Annotated in this window: 14 protein-coding genes; 8 read left to right on the plus strand and 6 right to left on the minus strand. The window is 68.4% G+C overall.

The genetic code is table 11. The annotated features are described in order from the left end of the window. Nucleotides 1–71 precede the first annotated feature (71 nt). Together dnaG and CRT23_RS15310 are read right to left on the minus strand one after the other, a co-directional pair. Nucleotides 72–1,994, minus strand: a complete 1,923-nt coding sequence (gene dnaG / locus CRT23_RS15305; RefSeq protein ID WP_181017361.1) for a DNA primase — start codon at nucleotides 1,992–1,994, stop codon at nucleotides 72–74. Between the two features lie 114 nt (nucleotides 1,995–2,108). Beyond that, nucleotides 2,109–2,570 (minus strand): GatB/YqeY domain-containing protein, encoded by a 462-nt coding sequence (locus CRT23_RS15310; RefSeq protein ID WP_103710390.1) that lies wholly within the window; start codon nucleotides 2,568–2,570, stop codon nucleotides 2,109–2,111. A gap of 224 nt (nucleotides 2,571–2,794) precedes the next feature. Between CRT23_RS15310 and carA the strand changes: the two genes are divergently transcribed. From carA to CRT23_RS15350, 8 genes are all read left to right on the plus strand, one after another. After that, the gene (gene carA, locus CRT23_RS15315; RefSeq protein ID WP_103710391.1) at nucleotides 2,795–4,036 is read left to right on the plus strand and encodes a glutamine-hydrolyzing carbamoyl-phosphate synthase small subunit; all 1,242 of its coding nucleotides are present in this window, start codon (nucleotides 2,795–2,797) and stop codon (nucleotides 4,034–4,036) included. A gap of 226 nt (nucleotides 4,037–4,262) precedes the next feature. Continuing rightward, on the plus strand, nucleotides 4,263–4,640 hold the full coding sequence (locus tag CRT23_RS15320) for a hypothetical protein (RefSeq protein ID WP_055956358.1): 378 nt from the start codon (nucleotides 4,263–4,265) through the stop codon (nucleotides 4,638–4,640). Between the two features lie 182 nt (nucleotides 4,641–4,822). Further along, nucleotides 4,823–8,308, plus strand: coding sequence for a carbamoyl-phosphate synthase large subunit (gene carB / locus CRT23_RS15325; RefSeq protein WP_103710392.1), 3,486 nt, complete (start codon nucleotides 4,823–4,825; stop codon nucleotides 8,306–8,308). A gap of 126 nt (nucleotides 8,309–8,434) precedes the next feature. Next, nucleotides 8,435–8,911 carry a transcription elongation factor GreA gene (gene greA, locus CRT23_RS15330; RefSeq protein ID WP_181017364.1) on the plus strand — a complete coding sequence of 159 codons (477 nt, stop codon included), beginning with the start codon at nucleotides 8,435–8,437 and terminating at the stop codon, nucleotides 8,909–8,911. 7 nt (nucleotides 8,912–8,918) lie between these two features. Beyond that, nucleotides 8,919–9,467 (plus strand): hypothetical protein, encoded by a 549-nt coding sequence (locus CRT23_RS15335; RefSeq protein ID WP_103710393.1) that lies wholly within the window; start codon nucleotides 8,919–8,921, stop codon nucleotides 9,465–9,467. A 50-nt stretch (nucleotides 9,468–9,517) separates the two neighbouring features. Continuing rightward, nucleotides 9,518–10,543 carry a mitochondrial fission ELM1 family protein gene (locus tag CRT23_RS15340; RefSeq protein ID WP_103710394.1) on the plus strand — a complete coding sequence of 342 codons (1,026 nt, stop codon included), beginning with the start codon at nucleotides 9,518–9,520 and terminating at the stop codon, nucleotides 10,541–10,543. A 14-nt stretch (nucleotides 10,544–10,557) separates the two neighbouring features. Next, nucleotides 10,558–11,532 (plus strand): thioredoxin-disulfide reductase, encoded by a 975-nt coding sequence (gene trxB / locus CRT23_RS15345; RefSeq protein WP_103710459.1) that lies wholly within the window; start codon nucleotides 10,558–10,560, stop codon nucleotides 11,530–11,532. A 251-nt stretch (nucleotides 11,533–11,783) separates the two neighbouring features. Beyond that, entirely contained in the window at nucleotides 11,784–12,674 is an 891-nt protein-coding gene (locus CRT23_RS15350; protein ID WP_055956592.1) for a LysR family transcriptional regulator, read from the plus strand. Nucleotides 12,675–12,732: 58 nt separating this feature from the next. Here the strand turns inward: CRT23_RS15350 and msrP are convergent, their stop codons facing one another. The 4 genes from msrP to CRT23_RS15370 all read right to left on the minus strand — a co-directional run bounded on the left by msrP (nucleotide 12,733) and on the right by CRT23_RS15370 (nucleotide 17,799). Continuing rightward, the gene (msrP, locus tag CRT23_RS15355) at nucleotides 12,733–13,689 is read right to left on the minus strand and encodes a protein-methionine-sulfoxide reductase catalytic subunit MsrP (protein WP_103710395.1); all 957 of its coding nucleotides are present in this window, start codon (nucleotides 13,687–13,689) and stop codon (nucleotides 12,733–12,735) included. Nucleotides 13,690–13,824: 135 nt separating this feature from the next. After that, a complete protein-coding gene (locus CRT23_RS15360; protein WP_103710396.1) occupies nucleotides 13,825–15,519 on the minus strand; it encodes an AMP-binding protein in 1,695 nt (564 codons plus the stop codon). Between the two features lie 85 nt (nucleotides 15,520–15,604). Beyond that, entirely contained in the window at nucleotides 15,605–16,300 is a 696-nt protein-coding gene (locus CRT23_RS15365; RefSeq protein ID WP_103710397.1) for a hypothetical protein, read from the minus strand. Between the two features lie 5 nt (nucleotides 16,301–16,305). Beyond that, nucleotides 16,306–17,799, minus strand: coding sequence for a leucyl aminopeptidase (locus tag CRT23_RS15370; protein WP_103710398.1), 1,494 nt, complete (start codon nucleotides 17,797–17,799; stop codon nucleotides 16,306–16,308). Nucleotides 17,800–17,977 lie beyond the last annotated feature (178 nt).

Raw genomic sequence — 17,977 nt, forward strand, 5'->3', positions numbered from 1 at the left:
CAAGCGAGACGCTTGACCGATTGTTAACCATGCGCCGCCAATGGCGGCCGAATTCGTTCGCGGCGCGCGTTTCAGGGTGTCGATGCCTCATCCGCATCCGGCACCGCTTCGTCCGCCTCCGCGCCAGCGATGACGGCCATGCGGGCCTTCACGTCGCACAGCCAAGCGAAGTTCGCCTCCGTCTCGTCCTCGACCAGGGCCCGCTCAGCCAAGCGGAGTTCGCTATTTAGCGCGCCAGACTTGCGGTGCAAGATCACGGCCTGACGCAATGCGTCTTCGAGACGCACAGGATCGGCATGCGCGTCAAGTGTCCATCGATCGCCCGGACGCACATGACTGGCCAGCCGAGCCGCCGCATCCGTGAGCCCAGCGCGCTTCAAACGACTCTCCAGGACCTCGACGCCGGGCTGATCCACGTCGGCATGGCTGTCGAGCAGGAGGGAGCGCAACGCCTGCGCATCCGGATCGCCGAGTTCCAGCTCGGCGAGATCCTCCGCCTCGATCCCGAGCAGTTCGGGGTGGACGAGGAGGCTGGAGACGATCATCGCCTCCCGGTCGCGAAAGGCCACCGGGCCGGAGGCGCTGGTCTCGCCGGCGTAGAGGGGATTGAATTTCGTGGTGATTCGCGGTGACGGCGGCGGATCGCCGGGCCGGGGATTGCGCTGGAAGGCCGGGCGTGCCGAGCCGGCCCGCGGCTCCCACGGTCCACGGCGCCCCGAGGAGGCTTGCGGGGACAGGGCGCGCAGGCGGCCCTCGATCTCGTCCCGATAGAATCCCCGAACCGTCTCGTCGCGGATGGAAGCAACCATCTCGCGCAACGATTTGGCGAGGCCGGCCCGCCGTTCGGGGGTATCGAGCGGCGCCCCGTCGGTGGCACGCGACCACAGAACCTCGACGAGGGGGCGGGCCGCGTCGAGCACGCGGTCGATGGCGGACTTGCCCTCGGCGCGCAGGAGGTCGTCGGGGTCCTGCCCCTCGGGCAGCATGGCGAAGCGCAGGGACTTGCCCGGGGTCAGCCCGGGCAGCGCCACATCGAGGGCTTTGAAGGCAGCACGCTGGCCTGCCCCGTCGCCGTCGAAGCACAGGATCGGCTCGTCGGCGTTGCGCCAGAGGAGGCCGATCTGCTCCTCGGTAAGTGCCGTACCGAGGCCCGCCACCGCGTTGGGATGGCCCGCCAGGGTCATGGCGATGACGTCGACGTAGCCCTCGACCGCGATGATGACGCCGCGATCATGCGCCGGCTTGCGCGCCTGATGCAGGTTGTAGAGCAGTTGGCCCTTGTGGAAGAGAGGCGTCTCCGGCGAATTCATGTATTTCGCCTTGGCGTCCTTCTGCATCGCCCGGCCGCCGAAGGCGATAACGCGCCCGCGCGAATCGGCGATCGGAAACATCACCCGGTCCCGGAATTTGTCGTAGGGGACACGGATGTCCTCGCCGGCCACGATGAGGCCGAGCTCGACCATCAGGTCCCGGTCGACATCCTTGGCGGCGAGGTAGTCGCGCAGGGTGTAGCGGTCGCCCGGGGCGTAGCCGAGGCGGAAACGGCTCCGGATCTCCGGGCCGAGTTGGCGTCGGTCGAGATAGGCGCGGGCCTCCACGCCGGCGCGGCCCCGCAGTTGCTCCTCGAAGAAAGCGGCGGCCATCTCCATGACCTCGATCGCTCCGGCCCGCTTGGTCTCCTGCTCGCGGGCGTCGGCGCTCGGCGCGGGCAGGGTTACGCCGGCCTCCGCCGCCAGGCGCTCAACCGCCTCGGGAAAGCTCAGGCCCTCCGTCTCCATCAGGAAGGTGAAGACGTCCCCATGCTTGCCCGAGGAGAAGCAGTGATAGAACTGCTTCTGGTCGTTCACGTAGAACGAGGGTGACTTCTCGGCATTGAACGGCGACAGGCCGCGCCACTCGCGGCCCGCTTTCTTCAGCCGGACGCGCCGCCCCACAATATCGGATGCGGGCAGGCGCGCACGGATCTCTTCGAGGATGTGGGGCGGGTAACGCACGGCAAGAACCGGACCTCTGCGGCCGCCCATACTAGCGGCACGGGCTTAAAGAGTCCCCAACGCCGATGCAGGGCATGGGGACGCCCTCATGCCTCGGCGTTCAACGCTCGGCGTTCAGCCCTTGGCGTTCAGCGCCTCTTTCACGAGGCCGCTCGCCTTGGCGAAGTCCATGCGGCCGGCATAGGCGCCCTTCAGGGCGGCGATGACCTTGCCCATGTCCTTGGGACCGGCGGCGCCGGTCTCGGCCAGGGCCTTGTCGATCGCCGCGCGGGTCTCGGCCTCGTCCATCTGCTGCGGCAGGAAGCCGGCGATGATCGCGACCTCGTTGCGCTCGTTCTCGGCGAGCTCGGGCCGGCCACCCTGGTCGTAGACGGCGGCCGATTCGTTGCGCTGCTTGATCATCTTCTGGAGCAGCGCGAGGATTTCCTCCTCGGAGGCGGGCTCCTTGCCGAGGCCGCGCGCCTCGATGTCCTTGTCCTTCAGGGCAGCCTGAATCATCCGGACGGTGGCGAGCTTCGCCTTGTCGCCGGCCTTCATGGCCTCCTTCATCTCGGTGGTGAGACGGGCGCGCAGCATCGTGTGACTCCTGAAAAAGCGGGACCCCGGAAAAGCGGGACTCGGACGGCGGGTCGATGGCGTGGTCTGCGAATTGCTGCGCGAACCGGGGTTCTTGAGACGTGCCGACGCCGGGGCCACATTGACCCTAACGCGGCACGCTCGCTATGAGCGCCGCACGACAAGCCGCCCGCATGCGCCGCTCACGGCGCCGGGATCGGCCGGACATAAGCGAGATCACGCCGATGCTGCAAGATGAAGGCGTCCATACGCCTGCCGTGCCCGCGCCCCCCGCTCCCTGGGCCGAGCCCCTGGCCACCGCTCTCCTGGTCCTGGCGGACGGGACCGTGCTGGAGGGATTCGGCATCGGCCAGACCGGAATCGCCGACGGCGAGGTCTGCTTCAACACCGCCATGACCGGATACCAGGAGATCCTGACGGATCCGTCCTATGCCGGCCAGATCGTCACCTTCACCTTCCCGCATATCGGCAACACCGGCACCAACGACGAAGACCTGGAGAGCCTCGCTACGGCGCCGGCCTCCGGCGTCCGCGGCACGGTCATCGCGTCGGCGGTGACCAAGCCCTCGAGCTGGCGCTCGTCGAGCCACCTCGACGCCTGGCTCAAGGCCCGGGGCATCGTCGGCATCACCGGCGTCGACACCCGCGCGCTCACCGCGCTGATTCGCGACAACGGCATGCCGAACGCCATCATCGCCAACGATCCGGAGGGACGCTTCGACCGCGAGGCCCTGAAGGCCCGCGCCGCGGCCCTGGCGCCGATGGAAGGCCTCGACTTGGTCCCGCCGGTCACCAGCCGCGAGCGCTCGGAATGGTCCCAGACCACCTGGGGCGTGAAGACCGGCTACGGCGACCGCAAGGCCGGCACCGGCCTGAAGGTGGTGGCGATCGACTACGGCGTGAAGCGCAACATCCTGCGTCTCCTCGCCGAGGCCGGCTGCGACGTGACCGTGGTGCCCGCCACGACGACCGCGGAAGAGATCATGGCGATGAAGCCGGACGGGGTGTTCCTGTCGAACGGTCCCGGGGATCCGGCCGCCACCGGCACGTATGCGGTTCCTGTGATCCGAGCCCTGCTGCAGGAGAAGGTGCCGACCTTCGGCATCTGCCTGGGACATCAGCTGATGGGTCTCGCGCTCGGCGGGCGCACCGTGAAGATGGCGCAGGGCCACCACGGCGCGAACCACCCGGTGAAGGACAAGACCACTGGCAAGGTCGAGATCGTCTCGATGAACCATGGCTTCGCCGTGGATCCGGCCAGCTTGCCCGACACCGCCCTGGAGACGCATGTCTCGTTGTTCGACGGCTCCAATTGCGGGCTCACCCTCACCGACCGGCCGGCCTTCTCGGTTCAGCACCACCCCGAGGCCTCGCCCGGCCCGCGCGACAGCCACTACCTGTTCGAGCGCTTCGTCGCCCTGATGAAGGCCGGCAAGCCCGAGACGCTGGTCACCACGGTCGACTGATCTGCGGTCGACGGATCTGAACGGCCGGATGGAGGCGACGCCCCGTCCGGCCGCCGCGGCGGCTGCAGGCCAGCCCTGCACGCAGGCGATGCGAACCGCGAAATAGTTCCCGTCCGGTCACAAAAAATCCGGCATTCCGGGGCATCTCGGCATCGTTAACGACCCGCTAAGGACGGCGTTCGAAGATCGTCGCCGGGTCGATTCCGACGCTTGCCGGGGATTCCACATGACGTTCGACGACGCGCGCGACGACTTCTCGCGCCTGCATCGCCTCTTCACGTTCCATCTCGGCGTGGCCGTCAGCCTTGCCTGGATGACCGCCCTCTACTCGGCCTGCTACGCGCCGTGGGTCCGCAACATCCGCGCCTTGATCGACCCGGCCGCGAGCCTCGACCGCGTCGAGAGCACCTGGTCCTTCCTGTTCGCAATGCCGGTGGTGATGACGCTGGCCTGGATCGGACTGTATTTCGGTCGCGAAATGCTGCGCCGGAGCCAGACCCTGTCGAATGCGGCGCTCGAATTCGCCGCCGCGGCCGTGGTCGCCTTCGGAGTGTTCTACCTGTCCATCGACCGCGCGGTCTCGGCTCTTTACCTGGGCTTCTGAGACTTACCTGGGCTTCTGAGACGCTTCAGCGCTTCACCTTCGGCCCGTGCCCTTCCAATGGCGGCGGGCTGCGTGTAAGTGCCAAGATCAACGACAATCCACGCCGCTAGCGCCCCCAGGCCCGTGCCGCTCTTCCGGCACCGCGCATGGCCGGGCGCGCGTGCCTGCAGCCAGGGCGCCCGATGCCGAAACGCACCGACATTTCCTCGATCCTGATCATCGGTGCGGGGCCGATCGTCATCGGTCAGGCCTGCGAGTTCGATTATTCCGGGACCCAGGCCTGCAAAGCCCTCCGCGAGGAGGGCTACCGGATCGTGCTGGTGAATTCGAATCCGGCCACGATCATGACCGACCCGGATATGGCGGATGCGACCTATGTCGAGCCGATCACGCCCGAGATCGTCGCCAAGATCATCGAGAAGGAGCGTCACGCCATTCCGGGCGGCTTCGCTCTTCTCCCGACGATGGGCGGCCAGACGGCGCTGAACTGCGCGCTGTCCCTCAAGAAGATGGGCGTGCTGGAGAAGTTCGACGTCCAGATGATCGGCGCCACAACCGAGGCGATCGACAAGGCGGAGGACCGTCACCTCTTCCGCGATGCGATGACCAAGATCGGCCTGGAGACGCCGAAATCGGCGCTGGCCAATGCCTCCGCGGCCAAGAAGGCCGATCGTCAGAAGTACCTCGCCGAGGTCGCCCGCATCGAGGCGGCGAACGAGGGCGAAGCCCGCGCGGCGGCCCTCGTGGCCTTCGAGAAGACCTGGCACCGGGGCGAGTCCGAGCGCCGCAAGCGCTACGGCGAGCACGCCATCGGGCAGGCGCTGATCGCGCTCGCCGAGGTCGGCCTGCCGGCGATCATCCGCCCCTCCTTCACCATGGGCGGGACCGGCGGCGGCATCGCCTATAATCGCGAGGAATTCCTGGACATCGTCGAGCGCGGCATCGACGCCTCGCCGACGAACGAGGTCCTGATCGAGGAGAGCGTCCTCGGCTGGAAGGAATACGAGATGGAGGTCGTTCGCGATAAGAACGACAACTGCATCATCGTCTGCTCCATCGAGAACATCGACCCGATGGGCGTCCACACCGGTGATTCCATCACCGTCGCGCCGGCCCTGACGCTGACGGACAAGGAATACCAGGTGATGCGCGACGCATCCCTGGCGGTGCTGCGCGAGATCGGCGTCGAGACGGGCGGCTCGAACGTGCAGTTCGCCATCGACCCGGCCACGGGCCGGATGATCGTCATCGAGATGAATCCGCGGGTGTCGCGCTCGTCGGCGCTCGCCTCGAAGGCCACCGGCTTCCCGATCGCCAAGGTCGCCGCCAAGCTGGCCGTCGGCTACACCCTCGACGAGATCGCCAACGACATCACGGGCGGTGCGACCCCGGCCTCGTTCGAGCCCTCGATCGACTACGTCGTCACCAAGATCCCGCGCTTCGCCTTCGAGAAGTTCCCCGGCGCCGAGCCGACCCTCACCACCGCCATGAAGTCGGTGGGGGAAGCGATGGCGATCGGGCGCTGCTTTGCCGAATCGCTCCAGAAGGCCCTGCGCTCCCTGGAGACCGGGCTCACCGGTCTCGACGAGATCGAGATCGAAGGCCTGGGCAAGGGCGACGATCACAACGCCATCAAGGCCGCCCTCGGCACCCCGACGCCGGATCGCCTCCTGAAAGTCGGTCAGGCCCTGCGCCTCGGCGTGAGCCACGAGGAGGTCTATGCCTCCTGCAAGATCGACCCGTGGTTCCTGGAGCAGCTCCAGGCGATCATCGACCTGGAGAATCGGGTCAAGGCCCACGGCATCCCGAACACCCCCGGGGCGTTGCGCCAGCTCAAGGCCGCCGGCTTCTCCGATGCGCGCCTCGCCGTGCTCGCCAAGACCGACGAGGACAGCGTGCGGGCGGCGCGCCGGGCCCTGGGCGTACGCCCGGTGTTCAAGCGCATCGACACCTGCGCCGCCGAGTTCCAGGCGCCCACCGCCTACATGTACTCGACCTACGTGGCGCCCTTCGCCGGCACGGTGGTGGACGAGGCGCGTCCGACCGACGCCAGGAAGATCATCATCCTCGGCGGCGGCCCGAACCGGATCGGACAGGGCATCGAGTTCGACTATTGCTGCTGCCATGCCTGCTTCGCGCTCTCCGAGGCCGGCTACGAGACCATCATGGTCAACTGCAACCCGGAGACGGTCTCGACCGACTACGACACCTCCGACCGGCTCTATTTCGAGCCCCTCACCCAGGAGGATGTCCTCGAGATCATCGAGACCGAGCGCCAGGCCGGAACGCTGCGCGGCGTCATCGTCCAGTTCGGCGGCCAGACCCCGCTGAAGCTCGCTCGCGCCCTCGAGGCCGCCGGGGTGCCGATCCTCGGCACCTCGCCGGATGCCATCGACCTTGCCGAGGACCGCGACCAGTTCAAGCGGCTCCTCGACAAGCTCGGCATGAAACAGCCGAAGAACGGCATCGCCTACTCGGTGGAGCAGAGCCGGCTCATCGCCTCGGATCTCGGCCTGCCCTTCGTGGTCCGCCCGAGCTACGTGCTGGGCGGCCGCGCGATGGCGATCATCCGCGACGAGGCGCAGTTCGCCGACTACCTCCTCGACACCCTGCCGAGCCTGATCCCGTCGGACGTCAAGGCGCGCTATCCCAACGACAAGACCGGACAGATCAACACGGTGCTGGGCAAGAACCCGCTCCTGTTCGACCGCTACCTGTCGGATGCCACCGAGATCGACGTCGACGCCATCTGCGACGGCAAGGACGTCTTCATCGCCGGCATCATGGAGCACATCGAGGAGGCGGGCATCCACTCGGGCGATTCCGCCTGCTCGCTGCCCTCGCGTTCGCTCTCGCCGGAGATCATCGCGGAACTGGAGCGGCAGACCCGGGCCATGGCCCTGGCGCTGAAGGTCGGTGGCCTGATGAACGTCCAGTACGCCATCAAGGACGGCACGATCTACGTGCTCGAAGTGAACCCCCGCGCCTCGCGGACGGTGCCCTTCGTCGCCAAGGTGATCGGCGACCCGATCGCCAAGATCGCCGCCCGCGTGATGGCCGGCGAGTCGCTGGCGAGCTTCGACCTGAAGCCGAAGGTTCTGGATCACATCGCCGTCAAGGAAGCGGTGTTCCCCTTCGCCCGCTTCCCCGGCGTCGATGTTCTGCTTGGGCCGGAGATGCGGTCCACCGGCGAGGTGATCGGCCTCGATTCGAGCTTCGGCGTCGCCTTCGCCAAGAGCCAGCTCGGCTCGGGGACCCTGGTGCCGAAGGGCGGCGCGGTCTTCGTCTCGGTGCGCGACGCCGACAAGGAGCGCATCCTGCCGGCGATCCGCCTGCTGTCGGAACTCGGCTTCTCGATCGTCGCGACCGGCGGCACGCAGCGCTACCTCGCCGACGAGGGCGTCCCGACGGAGCGGGTGAACAAGGTTCTGGAGGGCCGGCCGCACGTCGTCGACTCGATCAAGAACGGCGATATCCAGCTCGTCTTCAACACCACGGAGGGTGCCGGCGCGCTCTCGGACTCGCGCTCCCTCCGGCGCGCGGCCCTCTTGCATAAAGTGCCGTACTACACCACTCTTGCAGGAGCGATGGCGGCGGCCGAAGGGATCAAGGCCTATCTCGGAGGCGATCTCAAGGTCCGCGCCTTGCAGGAATACTTCGCGGCCTGAATTCTCGCGCGGCTTCCGTGTTTAACGGAAGCCGTGTTGTTGGCGGTTCAGGAGTAACTTACTCTGGCCCGGAAGGAGCGGCATGCTCCTGGCCGGGCTTATTCATTGTGGCGCGAGACGATGACGATAGACAAGGTTCCGATGACGGTGCGCGGTTACGCAGCGTTGGAAGAGGAGTTGAAGCACCGCCAGCAGGTGGAGCGCCAGCGGATCATCCAGGCCATCGCCGAGGCCCGCGCCCTCGGTGACCTGTCGGAGAATGCCGAGTACCATGCCGCCAAGGAGGCGCAGTCCCACAATGAGGGCCGCGTCCTGGAGCTGGAAAGCATGATCTCGCGCGCCGAGGTGATCGACGTGTCGAAGCTTTCGGGTACGAAGATCAAGTTCGGCGCCACGGTGAAGCTCCTCGACGAGGACACCGAGGAAGAGAAGACCTACCAGCTCGTCGGCGAACCCGAGGCGGACGTGCGTTCCGGCCTGGTCTCCATCACCTCTCCGATCGCCCGCGCGCTGATCGGCAAGGGCGTCGGCGACACCGTCGAGGTGACGACGCCGGGCGGCGGAAAGTCCTACGAGGTCGTTGCCGTCCAGTACGGCGGCTGAGCCGCGCATGCGGTCGGGACTCCTCCGGGCAGCGGCTCCGCTGCTCGGCCTCGTTGCGCTGTACGGATCGGCCCGCGCCGAGGGTCTGCCGGGTCTCAAGGACCTGCCGAGTCTCAAGGATCTGCCGAGCCTCGGAGGCGAGCGCCTCGCCGGCGTTGACGTGGATGTCCGACCCCTGCTCGCGCTTGGCGGCGGCGTTCCGGCCCTGGCGCTGCGTGAAGATCTGCTCGCCGCCCTGAAGGCCGAATTCGCCGACCGGCTCGGCGGCCGGGGGCCCGTGCTGCTGGTGCGGATCAAGGGCCTCTCGATCAATCCCTACGCCGGCGGCGATGGCGGACGCGGTCGCCTCGGGGGCGGCACGCAGAGCGATTATCTCGACGGCGAGGCCCTGCTCATCGGACGTCGGGGCGAGGTCCTCGCCCGCCATCCGCAGCTCTCCGCGGTGCCGTCGAGTTCGGGCGGGGCCTGGTATGACCCGGCCTCCGAGCGACGCCGGGTAACCGCCATCGCCCAACACTACGCGGGTTGGCTCCGGCGCGCCCTGCCCCAGGATTGAGTGGACGGCACGGCGGATGAGTCCGCGCGAGGATTGACCTGGATCACCTGATGTCGGCAGCGTCCGCGATGCCCTTCCCCACCGGCGCCGCTGCGCCGCTTCCCGAACTCGCGCAGGCCCGGACCTGGATCGTCACCGACGGTAAGGCAGGCGACGAGAACCAGTGTGTCGGCCTGGCCGAGACCCTCGGCCTGCCATTCGAGGTTCGTCGGATCGCGCCCCGCCCCCCCTTCGGCTGGATGGCCCCCTGGGGACCGACCGACCCGCGGGACCAGCCGGGCAACCCACGCGGCATCCTGTCCGGCCCCCTCCCCGACCTGCTGATCGCTTCGGGGCGCCGCTCCGTCCCGTACCTCCGGGCGGTGCGCGCGGCATCCGGGGGCCGCACCTTCACGGCCTTCCTGAAGGATCCCCGCATCGGACACGATGCGGCGAACTTCGTCTGGGTCCCGGATTACGACGACCTGCGCGGTCCCAACGTCTTCACCACCCTGACGCCGCCGCATCAGGTCACGCCGGAGCGCCTCGCCAAGGCCCGCGCCCAGCCGGACCCGCGCCTGTCGGCCCTGCCCTGGCCCCGTATCGCGGTGCTGATCGGCGGCGATAGCCGGCATCTCAGCTATCGCCCGGCGGACATGCGCCGGCTCCTGCGCGACCTCGACAAGCTGACCGACGGCGGCTGTTCGCTGATGGTCACCGTGTCGCGACGCACGCCGCAGAACCTGCGGGAGGCCCTGCGGACCATGGTGGCGACCAAGGGTGGTTTCTTCTGGGACGGCGGCAGCCCAAATCCCTATATTCCGATGCTGGCGATCGCCGATTCGATCGTCGTCACGTCGGACTCGGCCAACATGGTCGGCGAGGCCGTGAGCACCGGGGCTCCCGTCCTGCTGTTCGACCTGCCCAAGACCTATATCCGTCACAGGCGGCTCTTCGCGGGACTCGCGATGGCCGGGGCCCTGAAGCCCTTCGTCGGCCGCCTGGAGGAACTGCACTACCGGCCCCTGGATGCGACCCCCGTCATCGCAGGCGCGATGGCCAAGGCCTATGCCGAACACCGCGCGCGATGGGCCTGAAGGAGACGAGAGCGATGGCGCACACCCATTCCAAACTCATCATCATCGGCTCCGGTCCGGCCGGCTACACCGCCGCGATCTACGCCGCCCGCGCCATGGTCGAACCGCTGATGATCTCGGGCTTCCAGCCCGGCGGCCAGCTCATGATCACCACCGACGTCGAGAACTATCCGGGCTTCGCCGAGGCGATCCAGGGTCCCTGGCTGATGGAGCAGATGCGGGCCCAGGCCGAGCATGTCGGGACCAAGATCGTCTCCGAGTACATCACCCAGGTCGATTTCCAGGTCCGTCCCTTCCGGCTGGAAGCCGATTCCGGCGAGACCTACTCGGCCGACGCGGTCATCATCGCCACCGGGGCCCAGGCCAAGTGGCTCGGCCTGCCGTCGGAAGCCAAGTACCAGGGCTTCGGCGTCTCGGCCTGCGCCACCTGTGACGGCTTCTTCTTCCGCGGCAAGGAGGTCGTGGTGGTGGGCGGCGGCAACACCGCCGTGGAGGAGGCGCTCTATCTCGCCAACCTCGCCGCCAAGGTCATCGTGGTTCATCGCCGGGGCGAGTTCCGGGCCGAGCGCATCCTGCAGGAGCGCCTGTTCAAGCACCCCAACGTCGAGGTCGTCTGGCATCACGCGGTGGAGGAGATCTGCGGCAGCGAGAAGCCGCCGTCGGTGACCCATGTCCGGCTCAAGGACACGCGCACGGGCGTGATCACGGAGCGCCGGACGGATGGCGTGTTCATCGCCATCGGCCACCAGCCGGCGACGGGGATCTTCGAGGGCCAGCTCGCCATGCGCGACGGCGGCTACATCGAGACCGCGCCGGGCACGACGCATACGGCCATCCCCGGCGTCTACGCCGCAGGCGACGTCACCGACGACGTCTACCGTCAGGCGATCACCGCTGCCGGCATGGGCTGCATGGCTGCCCTCGACGCCGAGAAGTACCTGGCCGCCCTCGAAGTCGGCGAAACACCCCAGCAAGCCGCCGCAGAATAGGAAGATTCCGGCGGACGACGGCGCTCTGCGTCTTGCGCACGGCGTCAAGACAATCGCAAGGTCGACCCACTAACCTAAGCGCTGACGGCATGAGCCGTCGGCGTCACCCGCATGACTCGAATCTCTCCGCTCCACGTGCTGCGTGCGTCGGAAGGCCCGGGTCGATCGGGCCTGGCACGGAGATCCGCCTCGCACGCCGTGAGACGGGAGGCCTGGTCACCGGCGTCGGGTTGCGTACGGGAGTGGACGCCTTGGACTGGGACAAGATCCGCATCTTCCTCAACGTGGCGGAGGCCGGCAGCTTCACGCGCGCGGGCGACGACATCGGCCTGAGCCAATCGGCCGTCAGCCGTCAGATCAGCGCCCTCGAGCGCGAGTTGAAGGCGCCACTGTTCCACCGCCACGCCCGCGGCCTGATCCTGACCGAGCAGGGCGACCTGCTGTTCCGCGCCGCGCGCGACATGAAGCTGCGCCTGGAGAACACCAAGGCCCGCCTCGTCGAGACGAGCGAGCGGCCGACCGGCGACCTCAAGGTGACCACCACGGTCGGCCTCGGCACGGCCTGGCTCGCCCAGCGCGTCGCCGAATTCCTCGACCTCTATCCGGACGTGCGGGTCGAGCTCATCCTCACCAACGAGGAACTCGACCTGGCGATGCGCGAGGCCGACGTGGCGATCCGGATGCGGCGCCCGGCTCAGCCGGACCTGATCCAGCGGCGCCTGTTCACGGTCCACTATCACGCCTTCGCGTCGCAGGATTACGTGAAGCGCTTCGGCGAGCCGAAATCCATCGCCGACCTCGACAATCACCGCCTGGTCTCGTTCGGCGGCAACGAGCCGTCCTACCTGCTTGCGACGCACTGGCTCTCCACCGTTGGCCGCGAAGGCCAGGAGCGGCGGACGATCCATTTCACGGTCAACAACATCACGGCCCTGCAGCAGGCCATCGACACCGGCGCCGGCATCGGCATCCTGCCCGACTACGCGGCGGAGGGTCAGGCGGGCCTGGTGCAGGTCATGCGCGAGACCGAGATGCCGCACATGGAGAGCTACCTCGTCTATGCCGAGGAGATGCGCTCCGTCGCCCGCGTGCAGGCCTTTCGCGATTTCCTCGTCGCCAAGGCCCAGCGCTGGACCTACTAGGACCCGCGCCGGCCTCGCGGAGCGGACGGGGCAGCCTCCTGCCCCGCCGCGCGTCCCGTCAGACGAACAGGCGCTCCTTCTCCAGCCCCTTGTAGAGGCCGGCCACCTGTTCGCCGTAGCCGTTGTAGATCAGGGTCGGCACGCGCTGTTCGCTGCCCAGGACCCGTTCCGTGGCCTGGCTCCAGCGCGGATGCGAGACCGCCGGGTTGACATTGGCCCAGAAGCCGTACTCGGCCGATTGCAGCCCTTCCCAGAAGGTCTTCGGACGCTCGGCCACGAACGAGATCTTGGTGATCGATTTCACCGACTTGAAGCCGTACTTCCACGGCGCCACGAGGCGGATCGGTGCGCCGAACTGGTTGGCGAGCGGCTTGCCGTAGACACCGGTGGCGACGAAAGCGAGGTCGTTGCCCGCCTCCTCGAGGGTCAGCCCCTCGGTGTAGGGCCAGGGATACAGAAACGACTTCTGTCCCGGTGCCATCGACCGGTCGAGGAAGGTCTGCATCTGGATGTACTTCGCGCCCGAGGTCGGCTTGGCCAGGGCCACGAGCTTCGCCAGGGGAAAGCCCGTCCAGGGCACCGACATCGACCAGGCCTCGACGCAACGGTGCCGGTAGAGGCGCTCCTCCAGCGGCATCTTGCGGATGAGGTCGTCGATTCCGAGGGTCATCGGCTTCTCGACGAGGCCGTCGATGGCCACCGTCCAGGGCCGCGTCTTCAGGGCGTTGGCGGCCGGGAGCACCGACTTCGAGGTGCCGTATTCGTAGAAGTTGTTGTAGTCGGCGCTGAACTTCTCCGGGGTCAGCGGGCGGTCGAGGGTGTAGGCCTCGTTGCGCTTGGCCGGATAGAGGTCGCCGGTGGGGTCGGACGCCGCCCGGGCGCTCTCCGTCCCGATCAGCGAGGCGGCCGCCAAGCCCGCGGCGCCTCCAAGCAGGCGCCGACGATCCAGGAAGATGCCCTCCGGCGTCGCGAGATGCTCCGGGATCTCCCAAGAATGGGTGCGTTTGATGTGCATGTCGTTCCCTCCGTTCGGCGCGAATCGCGGCACGCCAGCCTGTTGCCCTGACATTGGCCGGACGCGGCGAGCGCGCAAGCCGTCTCGATGTCACCCTTCGTCGATGGGCGGCCGCAGGTTACGGTGGGACCGCAATCACGGAGGGGGCGGATCGTCGCGCAGGGCCCGGCGCAGCACCTTGCCCACGTTGGTCTTGGGCAGGGTGTCGTGGAAGACGACCCGGCGGGGGACCTTGTAACCGGTGAGCTGCGAACGGGCGAAGGTCCGCAGGGCGTCGGTGGTCATCGCGCCGTCCTTGCGCACCACGTGCGCGACGACCATCTCGCCGGTCTCGTCGTTGACGGCGCCGACCACCGCGCATTCGAGCACGCCCGGATGGCTCGCGAGCACGTCCTCGATCTCGTTCGGGTAGACGTTGAAGCCGGAGACCAGGATCATGTCCTTCATCCGGTCGACGATGCGGACCTGCCCATCGGGGTTCAGCACCGCCACATCGCCGGTGCGGAAGTAGCCGTCGGCGGTGGTGGCGCGGGCGGTCTCGTCCGGGCGCTTCCAGTAGCCGGCCATGACCTGGGGGCCACGGACGCAGAGTTCGCCGGGCTCGCCGGTGTCGACCTCGCGGCCGTCGAGTCCCCGGATCGAGACGTCGGTCGAGGGCAAGGGATAGCCGATGGTGCCGCTCCACGCGGCGAGGTCCGGCGGGTTGACGCAGACCACCGGGGAGGTCTCGGACAGGCCGTAGCCCTCGACGATGGCGCGACCGGTGATCGCCTTCCACTTCTCGGCGACGGCCGCCTGCACCGCCATGCCGCCGGCGATGACGAAGTCGAGCTTCGAGAAGTCGACCTCGCGGATCTTCGGGTGGTTGATGAGCAGGTTGAACAGGGTGTTCACCCCCGAGAAGTGGGTGAAGGGCGTGCCCTTGAGGGTCTTGATGAAGCCGTCCGCGTCGCGCGGGTTGGCGATCAGCAGGCAGCAGCCCCCGACCTTCATGAAGAAGAAGAAACAGCAGGTCAGGGCGAAGATGTGATACAGCGGCAGCGCCGTGACCATGACGCGCGCCGCGCCGTCTTCGGCCGAGACGCGGAACCAGATCCGGCTCTGCTCGACATTGGCCATGATGTTGCGATGGGTCAGCATCGCGGCCTTGGCGACCCCCGTGGTCCCGCCGGTATATTGCAGGAAGGCCAGGTCGTCCTGCCCGATGGGAACCCGAACCTTGGGCTTGCCGGTGCCCGCGCGGATCACCGCGTCGAAGCGGACCGCGACTCCGTTCGGGAAGCGGTAGGCCGGAACCGCCTTCTTCAGATGGCGCGACGCCAGGGTGATCAGGCGCCCCTTCAGTCCGAGGCCGTCGCCGGGTCCGGCCAGGACCACGCGGTCGAGGGTCAGGTCCGGCAGGGCGCGCACCACCGTGTGGGCGAAGTTCTCGAGGACGAAGAGGATGCGCGCGCCCGAGTCGTTCAGCTGCGCCGTCAATTCGCGCGGCGTGTAGAGCGGGTTGACGTTGACGACGGTGCAGCCGGCGAGCAGCACGCCGAAGATGGCCGCCGGATAGGCCGCGACGTTCGGCATCATGATCGCGACGCGGTCACCCTTGGTCAGGCCCTGCGCCACCAGCCACGCGGCGATCGCCTCCGACGACGCCCCGAGCGCCGCGTAGGAGATGCGGGCGCCGAAGCTCTCCAGCGCGGGCCGCATGGCCGAGCGCGTCATGCACTCCTCGAACAGGTCGACCAGCGTCCCGAGGCCGTCGATGTCGAGCTCGGCCGGGATGCCCGGCGGATATGCGGACAGCCACGGGCGCGCGGCGCTCCGGGTTTCGGGCATGTCGATCCTCCCTGCGATGCGACCCGGCGGCTTCCTGCCTCCTTAGTTCACATCTAAACCATCCTCGGCCATCCCGGCGGCGGGATCAAGCGGCGGCGCGGGACGGGCGCCGACGATCCGGCCCCGTCGTGAGACCGTTGCAACTCAGGTGCGGCAGAAACGCGATGCCGGCCAGGGAGCAGGCTAACAGGGCATCCCCGATCGTCATCGATCGCCGCGGCCAGAGGCCGAAACCCGCCGTATGGGCGAGGCCGAGTACGGCGAGGGCGAACCAGAGGGCGAGGCAACGAACCAGGACGTCGGCAGCGGCCCGCAGCCAGCGCCGGGACTGGGATCGGCGGGAAGGACCGTTGCCGATGAGCAGGGCGCCGATCGCCAGGACGCTCCCGAACACCGTCGCGGCCAGTGCCGATCCGAGGGCGTAGGCCGCCGGCATCGGCTGCTGCGTGATGAAGGCGGTACCACCGCTGGCGAAGGCTAGGCGCAGGGCCACGCCGCCGAAGGTGGGATAGAGGCAGGCCGCCAAGAACAGCGCCAGGGCCAGGGCCCCGCCGATGAGCCGGCGGAACCAGCCGGCGGGACCCGGTCGCAGGATCCGCAGGGCGAGGCAGGCGAGCCCGTAGACGATCGCCACCGCGAAGAGCGGGTAGCGATCGAGGAAGAAGCCGTAGAAGCGGGCGTCGAGTTCGGGCGGCAGGGCCACCCGTTGGTCGAAGCCTGTGGCGAAGGTGAGCGCGATCGCCAGGAGCGCTGCTGCCAGCGGAAGCAAAGCCGGCAGCACGCGGCTCAGGCCTCGTAGTTGTCGCGCACCAGACGGTCGAGCAGGCGCACGCCCCAGCCCGCACCCCAGCTCCGGTTGATCTCGCTCGCCGACGAGGACATCGCCACGCCGGCGATGTCGAGATGCGCCCACGGCACGTCGTTGACGTAGCGCTTCAGGAAGGACGCCGCCGTGGCCGCGCCACCATGGCGGCCGCCGGAGTTCTTCATGTCGGCGAACTTCGAGTCGATCGCCTTGTCGTAGGCCGGGATCAGCGGCATCCGCCACACGGCCTCCCCCGTCGCCTCGCCGGCCGCGGTGATCTTGGCCGAGAGGGCATCGTCGTTGGAGAACATCCCGGCGATGTCCTGGCCGAGGGCGACGATGATCGCCCCCGTCAGGGTCGCGAGGTCGATCATGAACTTCGGCTTGTAGGCGCTCTGGATGTGCCAGAGCACGTCGGCGAGGACGAGGCGGCCCTCGGCGTCGGTGTTGATGATCTCGATGGTCTGGCCCGACATCGAGGTGATGATGTCACTCGGGCGCATGGCGTTGCCGTCCGGCATGTTCTCGACGATGCCGATGGCGCCGACTACGTTCACCTTCGCCTTGCGGCTGGCGAGCGCGTGCATCGTGCCGACGACGCAGGCGGCGCCCCCCATGTCGCCCTTCATGTCCTCCATGCCGCCGGCGGACTTGATCGAGACGCCGCCGGAATCGAAGCAGACGCCCTTGCCGATGAAGGCCAGGGGGGCCTCGGCCGGGTCGGCGGCGCCGTTCCAGCGCATCACCACGACGCGGGCCTCCTTCGTCGAGCCCTGCGCCACGGCCAGGAGGGCGCGCATGCCGAGCGCCTCCAGCTTGCCGGGGCCGAGAACCTCGACCTCGACGCCGAGCTGCGTCAGGGCCTCGGCGCGCCGGGCGAACTCCTCCGGGTAGAGGACGTTCGGTGGCTCGTTGATGAGCTCGCGCGCCAGGATGACGCCGTCGGAGACTGCCTCCGAAACCTTCGCCGCGGCCTCGGCGGCGGCGACATCGGCCACCATCAGGGTCAGCGCGGTCCCCTTGGCCTCCTCGCCCTCGGGCTTCTTCTTGGTCTTGTAGCGGTCGAAGCTGTAGTGGCGCAGGCGGGCCCCGAGGGCGAAGTCGGCGGCGTTCGCCGCGGTGACGTCGAGGCCGGCGAGGATCAGCGCGGCCCGGGCGCTCCGGCCCGAGACCTTGCTGGCGGTGAAGCCGCCGAGCGCCGGCCAATCGAGCTTGGCGCGGTCCTTCTCCGAGCCGAGGCCGATCACCACGAGGCGGTCCGCGTCGAGGCCGGCGGGCGCGGGCAGCGCCAGGGCCGACAGGGACTTGCCCTTGAAGCGCTCGCTGGCGGCCGCGCGCGCCACTAGATCGGCCACGCCGCCGATCGCCTGGGCCACGGCCGGAGCCACGGCGAGGTCGTCGCCGACGAAGAGGACGACGTCGCCCTGGCCCACCGGGCCGAGGGGCCCGAACGCGATCGTGATTCCGTCCGCCATGACGCTAGCTTTCCGAGGATTGGGCTCGAACGAACCATGCGTTCGAAGTGGTGCGTGCAGGATGTGCGGAGCGGCACGGCATTGGACGTGCCACCCCCGGCGCTTCTGTGTACCTGTTGAGGCACAGAACGCAACGCGACCGGACGGCCGTGAAAGCGCCCGAATCGGCGCGCCCCGA

This window comes from Methylobacterium sp. V23 (assembly GCF_002917135.1).
GTDB lineage: Bacteria > Pseudomonadota > Alphaproteobacteria > Rhizobiales > Beijerinckiaceae > Methylobacterium.